Source organism: Paenibacillus sp. FSL R5-0912 (assembly GCF_000758605.1).
GTDB lineage: Bacteria > Bacillota > Bacilli > Paenibacillales > Paenibacillaceae > Paenibacillus_AQ.
This window is the reverse complement of record NZ_CP009282.1, coordinates 2,319,246-2,334,354: the sequence shown is the minus strand read 5'-3', so window position 1 is coordinate 2,334,354 and position 15,109 is coordinate 2,319,246. Positions and strand designations below refer to the sequence as shown.

The 15,109-nt window shown below is 53.8% G+C and carries 14 protein-coding genes; 2 read left to right on the top strand and 12 right to left on the bottom strand.

The annotated features are described in order from the left end of the window. Positions 1 to 105: 105 nt before the first annotated feature. The 6 genes from R50912_RS09800 to R50912_RS09775 all read right to left on the bottom strand — a co-directional run bounded on the left by R50912_RS09800 (position 106) and on the right by R50912_RS09775 (position 6,343). Complete coding sequence (locus R50912_RS09800) at positions 106 to 1,776, bottom strand: hybrid sensor histidine kinase/response regulator (protein ID WP_052416173.1); 1,671 nt, start codon at positions 1,774 to 1,776, stop codon at positions 106 to 108. Positions 1,777 to 2,002: 226 nt separating this feature from the next. After that, a complete protein-coding gene (locus R50912_RS09795) occupies positions 2,003 to 2,695 on the bottom strand; it encodes an ABC transporter permease (protein WP_042234382.1) in 693 nt (230 codons plus the stop codon). After that, positions 2,688 to 3,605 (bottom strand): ABC transporter ATP-binding protein, encoded by a 918-nt coding sequence (locus tag R50912_RS09790; protein WP_042234379.1) that lies wholly within the window; start codon positions 3,603 to 3,605, stop codon positions 2,688 to 2,690. The genes R50912_RS09795 and R50912_RS09790 overlap by 8 nt, the downstream gene beginning before the upstream one ends. A 138-nt stretch (positions 3,606 to 3,743) precedes the next feature. Then, positions 3,744 to 4,679 (bottom strand): sensor histidine kinase, encoded by a 936-nt coding sequence (locus tag R50912_RS09785; protein ID WP_042234377.1) that lies wholly within the window; start codon positions 4,677 to 4,679, stop codon positions 3,744 to 3,746. After that, positions 4,676 to 5,425, bottom strand: coding sequence for a response regulator transcription factor (locus tag R50912_RS09780; RefSeq protein WP_081956444.1), 750 nt, complete (start codon positions 5,423 to 5,425; stop codon positions 4,676 to 4,678). The genes R50912_RS09785 and R50912_RS09780 overlap by 4 nt, the downstream gene beginning before the upstream one ends. Positions 5,426 to 5,443: 18 nt before the next feature. Then, the gene (locus R50912_RS09775) at positions 5,444 to 6,343 is read right to left on the bottom strand and encodes a DUF4362 domain-containing protein (protein ID WP_042234376.1); all 900 of its coding nucleotides are present in this window, start codon (positions 6,341 to 6,343) and stop codon (positions 5,444 to 5,446) included. A 370-nt stretch (positions 6,344 to 6,713) separates the two neighbouring features. Here R50912_RS09775 and R50912_RS09770 point away from each other — a divergent pair, with 370 nt between their 5' ends. Continuing rightward, the gene (locus R50912_RS09770) at positions 6,714 to 6,923 is read left to right on the top strand and encodes a hypothetical protein (protein WP_042234372.1); all 210 of its coding nucleotides are present in this window, start codon (positions 6,714 to 6,716) and stop codon (positions 6,921 to 6,923) included. Between the two features lie 160 nt (positions 6,924 to 7,083). Here the strand turns inward: R50912_RS09770 and R50912_RS09765 are convergent, their stop codons facing one another. The 4 genes from R50912_RS09765 to R50912_RS09750 all read right to left on the bottom strand — a co-directional run bounded on the left by R50912_RS09765 (position 7,084) and on the right by R50912_RS09750 (position 10,942). Next, complete coding sequence (locus R50912_RS09765; protein WP_042234370.1) at positions 7,084 to 7,695, bottom strand: uridine kinase family protein; 612 nt, start codon at positions 7,693 to 7,695, stop codon at positions 7,084 to 7,086. A gap of 138 nt (positions 7,696 to 7,833) precedes the next feature. Continuing rightward, positions 7,834 to 8,961, bottom strand: a complete 1,128-nt coding sequence (locus R50912_RS09760) for a glycoside hydrolase family 88/105 protein (RefSeq protein ID WP_042234368.1) — start codon at positions 8,959 to 8,961, stop codon at positions 7,834 to 7,836. Positions 8,962 to 9,004: 43 nt separating this feature from the next. Beyond that, complete coding sequence (locus R50912_RS09755; protein WP_042234365.1) at positions 9,005 to 10,033, bottom strand: dienelactone hydrolase family protein; 1,029 nt, start codon at positions 10,031 to 10,033, stop codon at positions 9,005 to 9,007. Between the two features lie 18 nt (positions 10,034 to 10,051). Then, positions 10,052 to 10,942 (bottom strand): pectinesterase family protein, encoded by an 891-nt coding sequence (locus tag R50912_RS09750; protein WP_042234362.1) that lies wholly within the window; start codon positions 10,940 to 10,942, stop codon positions 10,052 to 10,054. 73 nt (positions 10,943 to 11,015) lie between these two features. Between R50912_RS09750 and R50912_RS09745 the strand changes: the two genes are divergently transcribed. After that, positions 11,016 to 11,882, top strand: a complete 867-nt coding sequence (locus R50912_RS09745) for a helix-turn-helix transcriptional regulator (protein WP_042234359.1) — start codon at positions 11,016 to 11,018, stop codon at positions 11,880 to 11,882. 32 nt (positions 11,883 to 11,914) lie between these two features. On the opposite strand, the gene R50912_RS09740 is transcribed toward R50912_RS09745, so the two are convergent. Together R50912_RS09740 and R50912_RS09735 are read right to left on the bottom strand one after the other, a co-directional pair. After that, positions 11,915 to 13,372: a glycoside hydrolase family 28 protein gene (locus R50912_RS09740; RefSeq protein ID WP_042234356.1), complete on the bottom strand. Its 1,458-nt coding sequence runs from the start codon at positions 13,370 to 13,372 to the stop codon at positions 11,915 to 11,917. A gap of 18 nt (positions 13,373 to 13,390) precedes the next feature. Beyond that, positions 13,391 to 14,956: a glycoside hydrolase family 43 protein gene (locus R50912_RS09735; protein WP_042234353.1), complete on the bottom strand. Its 1,566-nt coding sequence runs from the start codon at positions 14,954 to 14,956 to the stop codon at positions 13,391 to 13,393. Between the last annotated feature and the right edge of the window lie 153 nt (positions 14,957 to 15,109).

Sequence of the window (15,109 nt, the reverse complement as noted above, 5' to 3'; positions counted from 1 at the left end):
ACCCAAAGGCAGGATCAGCTGGTGAAGCAATTACCTATACAGCTGCTAATAGCAGCCGCAAACAGAAACAGCAAGTCTCCTGACGGAGACTTGCTGTTTGTTATATTAGGGCTGGTATACTTCCGCTTCAACCTCTTCCTTCACAAAAGGAAGCATGAACCGGAAGATCGATCCCCGGTTCTCTTCGCTCTCCACGAAGATCGTTCCGCCCATCAGCTCCACCAGCTGCTTGCAGATCGCAAGGCCTAGTCCGGTGCCGCCATATTTACGGTTAATGGACGGATGCAGCTGGGAGAAGGACTGGAACAGCAGATTCAGCTTGCTGTCAGCAATACCTACCCCTGTATCACGGACAGAGAACTCCAGCAGGTATTCCGGCGAGGCCGGCAGCGGAATATTCTTCACCGAGAGGGTCACACTGCCCTGATCGGTGAATTTAAGTGCGTTGCCGACCAGATTGACGATAATCTGCCGCAAGCGGCTCGGATCGGTCGTGACAATATCCGGCACGCTGGTATCCGCCCACCAGCGCAGGGCGAGCTTCTTCTCCTCTGCCTTGGGAGTGAACAGATCAATGATACCCTCCAGCATCTCGCGCAGGTCGAAGCTCTCCGATTGCAGCGGCATTTTGCCGGCTTCCATCTTGCTGAAATCGAGAATATCATTGAGGATCTGCAGCAGACTGTAGCTGCTGCTGCGCAGAATCTCGGTATAACTGCGCTGCTCTTCCTCCAGATTTGTTTCCAGCAGCAGATCTGCCATCCCGATCATACCGTTCATCGGGGTGCGGATCTCATGGCTCATCATCGCCAGGAAATCAGACTTGGCCTGCGCAGCCTGCTCAGCCGATTCCTTGGCCCGGAGAATCTCCCGTTCGTTCGTTATATCACTGAAGGAGACGACCACACCGCAGATCATGCCTTTATCCAGCAGCGGAGCAATCCGGTAGTTCACGAAGAAGCTGGTCCCGTCCTTACGCCAGAAGATTTCATCCGCTTTGCTGCGGGTAACGCCATCTTGAATGGTGAGCCGGATCGGACATTCCAGCGGTGAATGCCGGGCTGCACTCCCGCCGATATAGTGAATCATTTCCATCATCGGCAGTCCGGCCAGCTCTGACGGCTCATAGCCCAGCATTTCGGCCCCTTCACGGTTGATAAAGATCGTCCGCCCCAGCGTATCCAGTCCGAAGATTCCGGCAGAGACGGAATTCAGAATCAGACTAAGCCGTCTATCTTCCGCCATCTCAAAAACAAACTCCGAAAGCGGCAGTGCTTCCCCGGCCAGCTCATCGTCCGTCAGGGGAGGAAAGTCCGCTCCCTCAAGCCCTATACGTTCCGCACCGGACGAATCCCGCCTGCTCATGCGTTCCCAGCTTTGCAGCAGCAGAGAGAGCGGCCGGTCCCCGGTATCATGAACGATGGCAAATACACCGGCAATACCTTCCTCTGTATGAAGCGGCACATACCTTACAGAAACAGCATTACCCCCGGAATCCCCTGCTTTTGCTCCGCTTACTTCTGCCGCTTCCATAATTAATTCGAAGCTGGATGTAATACCGGCCAGAGCAGATGCGAAATAGGCCTCCCCGGGAGGATGCATCCGGCATTCGATCAGCCTGGCTGCGTCCTCTGCACTTAAGGTACGGTTGCTGTCGGCATAACGCCCCTGTCTGTCCAGCACGATAATGAGATCCGGATGATGATCGAACAACGCTCTAAAAGCACTTTCTTCAGAAAGTGCCCGGCCCAGGATAGAAGCCCAATCTGTACGCATGGCCCGCCTCCTCTGCTGCTTCATTCCTGCTATATTATAGGACCATAGATTGCGAAGAAACTCTATTTATGTAGAAATCTCTGAATTACTTACTATTATAACAAAAAAACCGCTATTGGTCGCCACAAAACATCGCAATCTGAGACGGCTGAGTAAACAAAAAAACAGTGCCATCCCGTGAGGGACAGCACCCGTTCTGCCGGTAACAGCAGGTCTGCCTTTCTTGCTAAGCCACATCCTGATGCTCAATATTCCGGATCGACAGGTACGCTATCCCCACTCCCACCAGCGCCAGAGAGAGCGAAATCCAGATCAGATTGCCCATCCGGAAGCCCCCGTTCCCGAAGCCGGACGAGATCAGCATGACAATCAGAACGGCGGAGACAATGGTAGCCGGTACGGATTTGCGGCGCATCCCGAAGTATAACGGAATCAGTGCAATGCCTGCAGCGTAGAGTGCATCCGTCCCGGCCTTCATCAGCTGGGTAGTGATCAGCTCCTGTGTCAGTGTTCCCTGAATCACGTCAGGCACGAAATAATCAATCCCGGTAAGAATGCCGCTGATTACAGCATCAGACAGGAAAATACTGAGGAAGGTAAACAGAAACACAATGATTAACTTTGCAGCCAGCAGCATTTTGCGCGGAACCGGGTACATGAACAGCACAGTGATGGTATTGTTCTTGTACTCGTCGATCACCAGCTTGCTGATCAGGACAGAGGCAAAGATGATAAAGGTCGCTTTTACAAAAACGAACACTCCGTCGAATAAATCCGTATACGTGCTGAATTCCCCTTCGTTAAGCGATGTAAAGGCGATAAGAACCATGAAGCCCAGAATGGCGAGATCGGCAATCAGCACACTTTTGAGAAAATTGAATTTGTTCTTACGCAGCTCCAAACGAATCAGCTTAAGCATTGCGGGCACCTCCTATCAGTTCTACGAAGTGATCTTCCAGCGAATGATGCTTCTTGCTCATACTCTCCAGCTCCACATTGGCTTCAGCCAGTGCCTTACTCAGCTCCAGCTGCGGAATCTCGTCGTAAATGCGTATCGTGCGCGGGTCGAGCACTTTGTAGTTCGTCAAGCCCAGCTTATGCTCCAGGATATAGACAGCCTTCGTGCACTCGCCAGTAATCAGTTCAATGTATTGTGTATTCTGGTTACGGATCGTATCCATCGCCAATTGTTCCACCAGTACTCCTTCACGGATCACGCCGATGGTGTCGGCAATCTGTTCGATCTCTCCCAGAATATGACTGGAGATCAGCAGTGTCATGCCGTACTCCTGGCTCAGCATGCGGAACACCTCGCGCAGTTCCTTGATGCCGAGCGGGTCCAGCCCATTGATCGGTTCATCCAGAATGAGCAGCTCCGGCTTGGTCATCACCGCTCTGGCAATGCCCAGCCGCTGCTTCATCCCCAGGGAGAATTGCTTCACAGGTTTCTTGTCCACGGCACTCAGCTTCACCAGCTCCAGTGCTTCCTTCATCGCTTGGGGATCATAATATCCCATATACTCGCCATGCAGCGCCAGATTCTCGCGGGCACTCAGCTTGTCGTAGAACACCGGATATTCAATGATGCTGCCCATCCGCTTCAGCATTTCGTAAGAGCGGTGAGTCATCTTCTCGCCGAAAAATTCAATCTCGCCCGCCGTCGGCTTCACCAGATTCGTGATCATTTTCATCACCGTAGTTTTGCCGGCACCGTTGGGTCCCAGGAACCCGTAAATTTCACCCTGCCTGATCTCCATATTCACGCTGCGTACGATTTCCTTCTCCTCATAGACTTTGGTTAAATCCCATGTCCGGAGTATGGTTGTCATGTCCGTTATCCCCTTTGACTTCTTCTTTGTCTTCCTGGTATTTATTCTACAGGGCGGAGTTTGCTTTTTTATTACTTGAATCTTACGTAAATCTTAAGCTGCGTCAGAATACGCGGACCGCCCCGCCAGAACCGGAATTCAGAAGGTCAGCCGCTGAAAAGAAAGCGTAAATGCCGTCCGGACATACGGCTTGCTGCTTAAGGAAATACGGCCGTTCATCTGCTCGGTGAGCCGCTTGGTGATGGTCAGCCCCAGGCCGCTGCCCTGGTAGTCACGGTTGCGCGAATCCTCCAGGGTGTAGAGCCGCTCGAACACCTTGTCCTCATGGCCTTCGGCAATGCCTTTGCCCCGGTCCCATACTTCTATGAACACCTGACCGGCAGTGCTGTACAGCTTCAGCCCCAGTACCCCGCCGGCCTCGCCGTAGGCAATCGCATTCGACAACAGATTGGACAACACCCGGTCCAGTGCATCATCGTTGCCCATCATATAGAGCGGCTCATCCGGTATCTCGATCTGCACGTCGGCACCTTTGGCACTCAGAATATCGTAGAACACAAGAATATTCCTGCGGCAGACCTCACCCAGCTCCACACGTGACAGCGGGATATCCCGGTCCCCCGACTCCAGCTTGGCCAGATCAAAGAAACGGTTCATCAGCGTGATGACTTCCCCCGCTTTGGAATGTATGGTGCGCAGAATACGTTCCTGCTCTTCCGCTGGCATGTCTTTATCATGCAGCAGGGTCTCAATATACCCTAGCACCACTGTCAGCGGGGTCTTCAGGTCATGGGAGATGTTAGCCAGCATACTGCGCATAGACTTCTCCAGCCTGGCCCGTTCTACGGCTCCCTTATGATTGACATCCAGCAGCCGGTTCAGATCGGTCAGCAGGATTTGCAGCTCCAGACTGCTGCTCATCAGAAGCAGCCGTTCATGCGAGCCGCGCTCCACAATGCTCTCCAGCTTGGTATGAATATATTTCAACTGGCGTGCGTGCTGCCGCGAATTCATTACTTGCAGGACAAGGACCAGCAGAAGCAGAGCAATGATGATAATGAACAAGGCTGTCATTGCTGCATATCTCCGAGCTTATAGCCGATGCCCCACAGCGTTCGGATATATTCCGGATGGGAAGGATCATCCTCAATCTTCTCGCGCAGTCTGCGCATATGTACATTGATTACATTCTCATCCCCGAAGTAATCATCCTCCCAGACCAGACTGTAAATCTGCGCCTTCGTGAACACCCGTCCCGGGCTGCTCACGAACAGCTTCAGGATATGGAATTCCTTGGCGGTCAGCTTCACTTCTTCCCCGTTCTTCCGCGCCGAGAAGTTGTCCAGATCGACCGTTAGCCCCTGCAGTTCGATCACTTTGGACTTCGGCGGCTTCGGCTCCTCTCCGGTCTGCGTCAGGTTGCCGGCGGCAGCCTGGCTCCCTTGCGCTGCGTACCCGGCCCGCCGGATCGCCGCCTTCACCCGCGCGGCCAGCTCAATCATCGAGAACGGCTTGGTGATATAATCATCCGCGCCGAAGCCAAGCCCCAGCGCCTTATCTACATCACTGTCCTTCGCTGACATAATCAGCACCGGCACAAGGCTCCCGCTGCGGATCATCTGCAGCACATCCGTGCCGCTGCGCTTCGGCAGCATCAGATCCAGCAGTACCAGATCATATGGCGGACCGCCCAGAAATTTCTTCACCGCCACCTCCCCGTCAAATGCTGTCTCCACCTCGTAGCCCTCTTTAGTCAAATATGAACCTACCATTTCGCTGATTGCCTCATCGTCCTCAATCAGCAGCACCCGCTGCAGCATAATGAACCTCCTGTAATTCTATTTGACGCCGCCTGTAGCAGCAGGCAGCTGTAAGTAACTATCCCCGGCCTCTACAAGCCCGATAATGTAATCTGCGGCCTCCGTCATGGTCTTGCCATCCCTGCCGGTATCACATTCGCTCCAGGCATAATGCCGCTCGGCACTATTGATCATCACCGTCAGATCATAGCTCTCATAAGGCTTGAGGTTGCAGCTTGTACTAAGCTGCTTCTCCACAAGGTAATTGGCCAACACCAGCTTCCGGTAGATGCTCTGCCGGTCTGCCTGCGGCAGGGAGAAATCGCTGATTTCGCTGGCAGTACCGTTCAGCATATCTTTTACCAGGGACTGATTCACCGTATTGATCTCATTCCTGTGATTAAACCCGTATTTGAGCACAAACTCAAATTTATCCTGCGAGCTCAGATCGAAGCTGACGATAAGTAAATCTCCATCCCCCATATCCCCCTCGCAGCCCTTCAGGGAGTACCTCAACTGATGCTTCTCCTCCGTCCGTACAAGCTCACTACAGCTGTAAGTCTTCACTTCACGGGAACCGAAGGCATCCTCAGTGGTATCATAATCGAGCTCCAGCCGTCCGCCTTTATACCTTAATTCGATAAAGATCGGGTCGCCTTCGATAGTATACTGCACGATCCGCTGGCTGCCGCTTCCCCGCTCCATGAAGCTGTCCAGCTTGTCCAGATTGCTGACCCCGTTGCCGTTAGAGGATATGACATCCTTCTCCTCGTCAATCTTGTGACTGATGGCAGATGAGCCTCCACGATCAAATAACGAGCAGCCTGTAGCCAGAACCAGCAGAAGTAGAGCCGGAAGAGCTGCCCTGGCCAGGCTTCTGAACAGCACAACCATTATTCTCAGCTTGCACAGCAGTTTTGAGTCAGGCGTTACGTTCACGGCTGATGACCTCCCTGAAATCACGATCGGATGGAGCTTTTGTTAAAGTATACCAATGCTGCGCACGCGATTCTACTACAAAGAGCCATACATACCCGCTCACTTTAAGTTGTTAACATACTCCCAGCTTCACCACGGTGACTGTCGGGACTTCCAGCTACTGTTGCCGAAACTAATTCTCGATTGGCCCGCTGTATGTGGTAGAGGGTCCGGCAAATTTCCTATAATCATGCCCATAATACAACATTTTGCTCCTAAAGGCGGCCATAATCCGAAATTGTTGTATGGATGCAGCATTTCTCTTCCTATAGTTACTTGCACATTCCCGCAGCTACTGCCTGTTAAGATTCTTTTAAGGAATGGCCCTTACGTGCTCTGCCACATTATGCTGTGGGACAAATACTTTTATGATGAGGCCTTTGTCAAAGTGAAGGAAGGCCAGCCGCTGACGGCAGTTCATCAGGACTTTAATGAATTCAATGCCAATGCGGTTCTATACGCCAGGACAGTGACCAAGCAGGAAGCGATCGGGCAATTCGTATTGGAGACGGCAATAAATTCAGCATTCGCGAACACCTGAGAGATTTCATTCCACACGACAAGCATCATAAGCAGCAAATCGAGAAGTATGTTTTATCAGTTACAGCCATTCAATTTAAACAGCTGCAGCCCCAATCCTCCATGTCACCGGAAGGCTGGGGCCGCAGCTGTGTATGACTCTCTTTTCGCCGAAACTAAGCTTAATCTTGATTCCTGATCACAATATCGAACTTCTCATGATACGGATGCATGAATAATTCATACTGAATTCTGCGCTGTTCGTGGGATTTCATTAAATACTGAAGATCCGCCCCCCGCTCAGCCACATCACGGAATCCCCTCCGCCTCAGCTCGGTCTCCCCATCCGTATATAAGTAGACTTTGAGATCATACAGACTTGGGTCCGTAAAAGCAACGCTCATGCCTTCTACAATATTAATCTTGTTGTCAGAAGATAACAGCGTACTCTTGCTATAATGCGTACCGATGGTATACAGATCCAAGCCGTCCCGCAGCATACGGATGTCTCTCTCCAAAGCAGCTACGTTATGGGCAGCAGGGTGACAGGCAGTCATTTTATCACGATATGGTTCATTGTTATATTCGTAGTCAATCCTTGCGTACCGCCTAAGATCAGAACCGATAATGTAAGGGTCAGTATTCAGAACATTCACATTCTCTTGCCCCACAAGACTGATCAGATGATGGGCAAACGTCGTCTTTCCCGATGCCCCGTGACCCGAAATCCCCACGATCACTCTCTCTGCCTGACCGTTAATCCACCCGGCTATTCTATGCAATTCCTGATTCATAGCTTCCTCCGCATGTCCTCTATTAGAAGTATCCAATATCCTATACTATCACAAAAGGCGGACCGGGATCGGCTGTATAACGATGTTGACGCTCAATTCATCGGTATTCAAGTATTCGTCTGCTCCGACAGCAGCAGCCTATTGCCCGTCAAGGTACTTCTCCACCTCAAGGGAAGCCAGCAATAATGGCGCAACACCCATTGGCGCATCAGAGACTATCGCCTCAGAAATGTAGTAATCATAGGAACCGTTCCGGTCCTTGCTGAGTCCTGCCCCGTGGCAGATCTGATGCAGATGAACGCCCTGTTCATCTTCGGTAACCAGATGCGTGAGGATTCCCCCGTAGCCTTTCAGCATCGCTTCCTTGAACGAAGGCTCCAGATAACGCAGCCGCAGGGCTTTGGCCATCGCATAGACGAACATGCAGGAGCCGGTGGCTTCGAGGTAATTGCCTTTACGCCCTGCCTGATCAAGCACCTGATACCACAGGCCGGTCTCCTGGTCCTGCACCTCAAGCAGTGCACCGCACATCCGCTGGAAAATACCGATGATCGTTCCCCGCTGCGGATGGGTGACCGGGAAATGCTCCAGGCAGTCCACGGCGGCCATGGCGTACCAGCCCATCGCCCGGCTCCAGAAGTGGGAAGAGAGGCCGGTGGACGAGTCCGCCCATTCCTGCTCTTTGGATTCATCCCAGCCGTGATAGAGCAGGCCGGTCCGCGGGTCACGGGTCCGGCGCTCAATCAATAGCAGCTGACGGGCAGCTTCATCTATCAGCTCGGGACGTTGAAATACGGCACCGTATTCGGCAAGAAACGGCGAAGCCATATATAATCCGTCCAGCCACATCTGGAAAGGATACACCTTCTTATGCCAGAATCCCCCTTCTGAAGTTCGGGGTTGCCCAATAAGCTGTGCCGCCAGCAGATGAGCCGCTTCAGCGTAACGCGCTTCCCCGGTCTGCCGGTACAGGTAGAAGAGATTCTTGCCCTGGTTGATCTGATCCAGGTTATATTCCTCCAGCGAATAGGTGCGGATCGAGCCGTCCTCCCCGATGAAGCTATCCATATGCCGCTGCATGAAGGAGAGATATTCGGACTCCCCATGCTGCACACCGGCGCGGGCTACTGCCATCAGCAGCATACCGGGCACATAGGCCCAGCGCTCCATGACATACTCATGTTCCCCGTGTTCATTGCATTGACTGATGAAGGTATCCGCGATTCTGCGGGACAAACCTGACGTTGTTGTTTCTGTGATAGACATCATTATTCCTCCTGTCGCTTATGTTCCAAGCCTAAGTCTGAGCTCATTCACCGGCAAGCTGCTTCCGCAGCCAGGCATATGCCGGCTCCCCGTGTATTTCATGCCCTCCAACAAAAAAATCCGCCTCCACCTGTCCGCCATGCCCTGCTGCGTTATAGATCGCCTCCAGCCGGTCCAGGGCTTGCTTCGCGCCAGCCGGACCAAACAAAGGATCGGTATCTCCCGACTCCAGGAACAGGCCGCGCGGGGCAATCAAACCAAGCAAATCCGGCATTTCTGCTTCCAGCAGAATGCCCGGAATATAATTGTCCAGACAATGATTCCGGGTAAGGATGCTGTCCGCAAACGTATTGGCATACCCGCTGACGACCGCACAGCTGATCCGCTGATCCAGTGCAGCCGTGAAGCCAGCCACCAGCCCGCCGCCGGAAATACCCATAATGCCTAATCGTTCACCGTTAACCTCTTCCCGCGTCAGCAGATAGTCGAGCGCCCGCATACTTTCATAGATCCGGTAGCCTGCCATCGTCTGCCCCGCCATCAATAGTGCAGAGGATAGGCGGAAGCAGGAATTGCGCCCGGGCTCACCGCTCTCCAGATCCTCTGCCAGCCGTCTGTCTCCGAAGCCGAGCACCTCGGGCGCTGCGACCACGAAGCCCTGCTTCACCAGTGAGACGGCAAAATCCTTATGCAGCCCCGGGTCACCCTGCCGCTGCGAGCCGTCCGGATTGAGGCCGGTAATCTCACGGCTGCCGTAGCCGTGCCCATGAATAGCCAGAACAGCCGGGCAGGGAGAAGATAACGGCTGCCCCGGAATCAGAAGATACATAGCCATTCTAAGTCCTTCATAAGTGGTAATCTCCACACGCTCACGTATATATCCGTTACAGGCTACCCGCTCAAGCAGCACAGGTGCAAGCGCTGCCCGTTCCTCCGGAAAGCCGCCAAGCCGTCCGGTAAAGCTTGCAGTAAGCTTTGCCCGCCACTCCCCGTGTGGAATGTCCTCACGGAAGGCAGCGTCCTGCGCTGCGGAAGCGGTCAATTGCTTCATATATTGTTCCAATGATTCCATCAGGGTTCCTCCTGGTTCTTAATAGCCTTCAGGATGCCAGCCGTCCAGAACGGTCAGAACCCGGTACTCCGCAGCTTCCTCTGTAGTTAACTGGCGCGACCATGCAGCGCGGCTCTCAGGACAGGCCCCTGGCCCGCTGCTGCCGTATTCTTCATAACGGCTGGTCTGCTCCCTGTCCGGCTGCCCCCAGTTATGCCAGCCTTCGCCGGTCACTGAACCGTCCATGACCGTGCGGATGAAAGCTACATGCGCATAAGGACGCCAAGGACGCCCGAGATACACCTCACTGACATCTTCGCCGCCGGTAATCCAGCAATTCAGGAACACATAGCCGAATGCTGCTTCCTCCGGTGTTGAAGCGGCTGTAATATAACCTCTGGACCGCTTATTATGCAGATGGCAGCCCTCAAACAACGCCGTGGCGGCTCCAAAAATATAATCGACATCGCCTTCAATATAGCAGTCGTTGTAGTATTGCTTGCCCTGCCCTGTATAGAGTGTATCCTGGTCACCCAGTAGACGAACGCGCCGGAACACCGCCTGTCCGGCATCAACGAAAGCTGCCACCGCCTGTCCGGTTCCCGGACCGGAAGCGTTCCGGATGGTCAGATTCTCGGCTGTGAAGCCTTCCGCGAACACATTCAGGGTGCCGCTGCGGAAGGTACCGAGCGGTTCACCGTCCGCTCCCAGAGTGTGGGCATTATCATTCCAGGTAATCACGGTGGAATGCGGGTCCTCCCCCAGCAGCAGAATGGGCGGGGCTTCGCGGACGATTGTAATCTTTTCCTCATAAATGCCGGGCTTGATCCGGATGGTTACGGCCTGCTTCTGCTGCGGCGGAATGGAATCCAGCGCCTCCTGCAGACTGCTATATCCTTCTCCGGGACTCTTCGATACTGTAATTAACATGTGCGGCTCCTTTCATGGCGACCTCTATTTATTCTATAATAACCGTAACGGTTCATATGAGAAGAGGAGATTTATGACCAGCGTGACTAGCCCTAATCCGAAATATCATATAGAAGAAGGACGGTTCAGCATTCAGCATATGAAGCGCAAAGGCATCACTGCGATGCCGCGCCCCCACAGCCATGAACTCACCGAGCTGTACTATCTGACAGAAGGTGAGCGCGTATACTTTGTGGATGACCGGGTCGTTACGGTTCACAAGGGCGAGCTGATTCTGATTCCCGGCCGGGAGCTGCATGCTACTGCAAGCTCCGAAATGGCCGAATTTGAACGGATTCTGATCAATTACGATCCTGATCTGCTGCCCCTTGTGCTGCAAGGTGAAGCCTTGTGGTTTCAGAACCACCGCTACCGTCTGTTCAGGCTGACCCTGCGCGAACAGAATGAGGCGGAGACACTGCTGAACCGTATTTTGGAGGAAGCACGTATCCAGCGGCCTTTGTATGAAGCCTCCATCGTGGCGATATTCACCGAGCTGATGATTCTGCTCCAGCGCTCGGAGAGTACGACACAGGCCGGCGGGACGAAGCACCCGCTGCATCATCTGGTAACCGATGTCGCCACTTACATCCGGGGCCATCACCGCGAAGCGCTTACGCTGGAAGAGACTGCCGGACACTTCTTCATCAGCCCGTCTTACCTGAGCCGCGTCTTTCACCGCCTGACCGGGTTTCATTTCCGTGAATACATTGTTCATGTCAGAGTCCGTGAGGCCCAGCGCCTGCTGGCCGGAACCTCCGTGAAGATTCAGGAGATCGCTTCCACAGTCGGCTTCGAGCATCTGTCCCACTTCAATAAAACTTTCAAAAGATCAACTGGGCTGACTCCGCTCCAATACCGCAAGGCATCCAGGTCGCGGGCGTCGTCCAAGTCTGATTGAAGGATAGAAGAATAGCGCGCCTCTCCCGGACATTAGCCTGAGCTCTCCGTGATCACGAGTTCTCCGGACCGGATGAGCTCTACATGGCTGCATTTATGCATCTTCACGGGCTGTGCTTCCTCTGTCCCTAGCCGGATCCGGTCCAGCTTCAGATTGCTGGCGTACCGCAGAACCATTCCCCGCTTGCTTATGGCGCTGAAATTCTCCACCGTCAGCTCAGCAAGCGGCATCTCCGGCAATCCGTTCACCAGCAGCGCAGTTGCCGCACCATGGCAGGTGATATTCCGGAGTGTGATATTCCGGAACTGCGGAGTCTCCTCCGTAACGGGGAAGGACTGCTCATCGTAGCCTTCAGAGCCCTCAACTCCCGCATAGAACATATGGAAAGAAACCGCCTCATGGATAATGCCTGTCATCCGGATATTCTCCATCCGGATATCCTGTACTACGCCGCCTCTTCCCCGGGCGCTTTTAAAGCGCAGCCCGATGTCCGTGCCGATGAACAGGCAATCGCTGACTCTGACCGCATGCACTCCGCCCGACATTTCACTGCCGATCACCACTCCGCCATGTCCGTGATATACCGTACAATGCCGGATGGTAATATACTGGCAGGGCATCCCGGCTCTGCGGCCTTCCTCATCTTTGCCCGACTTCAGGCAGATGGCATCATCTCCTACATCGAACCGGCAATGCTCCACAAGGGCATGTGTGCAGGACTCCAGATCCAGCCCGTCCCCATTCTGTGAGTACCATGGATTACGCACCTGGATGTGCCTGACGGTAACCTGCTCACAGCCCATAGGATGAAGGCACCAGGCAGGTGAATTCTGGAAGGTGGCTCCTTCCAGCAGCACCCGCCGGCAGTTCCGCAGGCTTAGCAGTGCAGGACGCAGATAGGCCCGGGCAGGCAGATAAGCTTCCATTTCAGTCTGCCCTTCCTCCAGAAGCCGCCGGTAGTAGGCTTCTCCCTCCAATGCTTCCCGGGAAGGCCACCACATCTCATTCGGCTCATCCAGCACTCCCCCGGAGGCAATCAGGCTCTGCCACTGGAGTTCCGTCATCTTGAAGCGTTTCACCGGGCGCCAGGCCTCGCCGCTTCCATCGAATATCCCTTCGCCGGTAATGGCTACATCACTGAGAGCTTCCCCATCCAGCGGAGCCTGACAGCGCCAGCCAGCATTCCCCTCATAATGGGAGAAGAGCAGCGGATTCAGCGCGAAGTCCGGCTCGAAACATACGAGTGCCCCGCGCTCGGCATGCAGATTAATCCGGCTGTGCAGCGTCAGCGGTCCCGTACGCCATATTCCCGGCGGGATGATGACCGTTCCGCCTCCTGCAGCTGCGCAGGCATCAAGCGTATTCTGTATGGCAGAAGTGCACAGCAGCTCTCCTTCTGCTGCGCCATAATCTGTAATCCTGAACGTCCGCTCCGGAATTCGCGGCAGTTCAGGTACAGGATAATGATTGGAATCCTGTAGGCTGTTCATAGGCTACCTCCTTCCCGTCTATTCAATTTCTTCATAGCTGAACCAGTCGAAATCGGCATAATTGGTGCTTGGCGCCCCCTGAGAACTGGCATACATGCCAATGTACGCCCCTGTGAATCCTCCGGCCAAGTCCGTGCTGAGTACTCTTCCGTCAGCACGTTCATGTAATGCCGTCCATGAGCCGAATTCGTCGGCTCTATAATAGAATCTGTAGTCCTGTCCTCTGGCCTCTGCCTTAAGCTGCACCTTGTCCTGCGGATAAGGCGCCGATGCCAGCAGCCGCTCGTCCCCTCTGCTGCGCACAATCAGCTGCAGCACCTGCTTCCCGTCCTCCAGCTTCAATTCATAGCGGAAGTGGTTGTCCGCATTCTGAATCAGGATAAGTCCGGCGGTTTCACCTGGTGCCCCCGGTTTGAAGACCATTTCAGCTGCCGCTCTGAAGCTTAAGTGCTGCTGGCGTCTTCCAATAAAAGACGGATTGCTGATCTCTGTCAGCTGCTCTGGCTTGAGCTGCAGCCGCAGGTGTCCCGGGCGTTCGGTGAGGCTCCAGAATTCCCCGCGCGGTGTCCGCAGGAAGTTCCAGATCAGGCTGAGCTCTGCGGACTCAAAATCATCACGTACAGGCAGCTGCGGCCACTTCGTTTCCGGCAGATCAGGCGCTGCCGCTTCCAGCTCCAGCACGCCTTTGCCCGGATTCACTACAGGCCATTCATTCTCCCATTTCACCGGGGTCAGGAACGTTTCACGCCCCAGGTTGCGGTAATATCCGCCGCAGGTCCGGGAAGCAAGACAGAACATCCACCAGTCTCCATGCTGCGTCTCCACCAGTTCGCCATGGCCGACATTCACGATTGGATATTCTCTGCCGAGATGACGGTGGGTCAGAATAGGATTCGCTTTATGGCCTTCATAAGGGCCGGTCACCTTCCGGCTTCTGGCAATCGTGATGGCATGGGTATGGCCGGTGCCGCCTTCGGCAATCAGCACATAATACCAGCCGCCGATTTTGTAGACATGGGGTCCCTCTTGCGCATGCCCCACCTTAAGGGCACCTTGCCAGATGCTGAGCTTCGGACCTATGAGTCTGCCTTGTTCCAGGTCAATCTCCTGCAGCCAAATGTCCATATGCTTCGGATAATCCTGGCCTTCGGGAGGAACACGGTTGCCGGTGTAATATACCTTGCCGTCTTCATCGAAGAACAGGGAGGAATCGATACCCGGTGCATCCTCCAGCCAGACCGGATCTGACCAGTCTCCGGCCGGATCGGTGGCAGTCACATAGAAATTATGCTGATCCTTATTATTGTCCACGTAGGTTGTAATCATATAGAAGAGACCTTGATGATAACGGATAGTAGGGGCCCAAATGCCCATCGACGGAATCGTGTGGTCCAGATTAAGCTGGGACGGACGGTCGAGCACATGGCCAAGCTGGCGCCAGTTCACCAGGTCCTTGCTGTGGAAGATAGGAACACCGGGGAAAAATTCAAAACTCGACGTGACAAGATAATAGTCCTCACCTACGCGGATAGCGGAAGGGTCAGGGTAAAAGCCCGGCAGCACCGGATTGCGGAATGTTCTCAATACAGAAATCCTCCTTCAAACGAGCGAAATGTAAGCATAACCAATTATAGTTCGTATAAGTTCAACTTTCTTGCTCTTTCTATGCTCTTTTTCCCGTTTTTTATACTTTCATGCTATTTGGCTCCATCTCCCATCTTGTCAATGAATAGCTTG

What these genes read in the sequence shown, in the direction of transcription:
- R50912_RS09800 (WP_052416173.1), bottom strand. Translation starts at nt 1,776, where the DNA reads ATGCGTACAGATTGGGCTTCTATCCTGGGCCGGGCACTTTCTGAAGAA.
- R50912_RS09765 (WP_042234370.1), bottom strand. Translation starts at nt 7,695, where the DNA reads ATGAATCAGGAATTGCATAGAATAGCCGGGTGGATTAACGGTCAGGCA.
- R50912_RS09785 (WP_042234377.1), bottom strand. Translation starts at nt 4,679, where the DNA reads ATGACAGCCTTGTTCATTATCATCATTGCTCTGCTTCTGCTGGTCCTT.
- R50912_RS09795 (WP_042234382.1), bottom strand. Translation starts at nt 2,695, where the DNA reads ATGCTTAAGCTGATTCGTTTGGAGCTGCGTAAGAACAAATTCAATTTT.
- R50912_RS09790 (WP_042234379.1), bottom strand. Translation starts at nt 3,605, where the DNA reads ATGACAACCATACTCCGGACATGGGATTTAACCAAAGTCTATGAGGAG.
- R50912_RS09755 (WP_042234365.1), bottom strand. Translation starts at nt 10,033, where the DNA reads ATGGAATCATTGGAACAATATATGAAGCAATTGACCGCTTCCGCAGCG.
- R50912_RS09745 (WP_042234359.1), top strand. Translation starts at nt 11,016, where the DNA reads ATGACCAGCGTGACTAGCCCTAATCCGAAATATCATATAGAAGAAGGA.
- R50912_RS09760 (WP_042234368.1), bottom strand. Translation starts at nt 8,961, where the DNA reads ATGTCTATCACAGAAACAACAACGTCAGGTTTGTCCCGCAGAATCGCG.
- R50912_RS09780 (WP_081956444.1), bottom strand. Translation starts at nt 5,425, where the DNA reads ATGCTGCAGCGGGTGCTGCTGATTGAGGACGATGAGGCAATCAGCGAA.
- R50912_RS09750 (WP_042234362.1), bottom strand. Translation starts at nt 10,942, where the DNA reads ATGTTAATTACAGTATCGAAGAGTCCCGGAGAAGGATATAGCAGTCTG.
- R50912_RS09740 (WP_042234356.1), bottom strand. Translation starts at nt 13,372, where the DNA reads ATGAACAGCCTACAGGATTCCAATCATTATCCTGTACCTGAACTGCCG.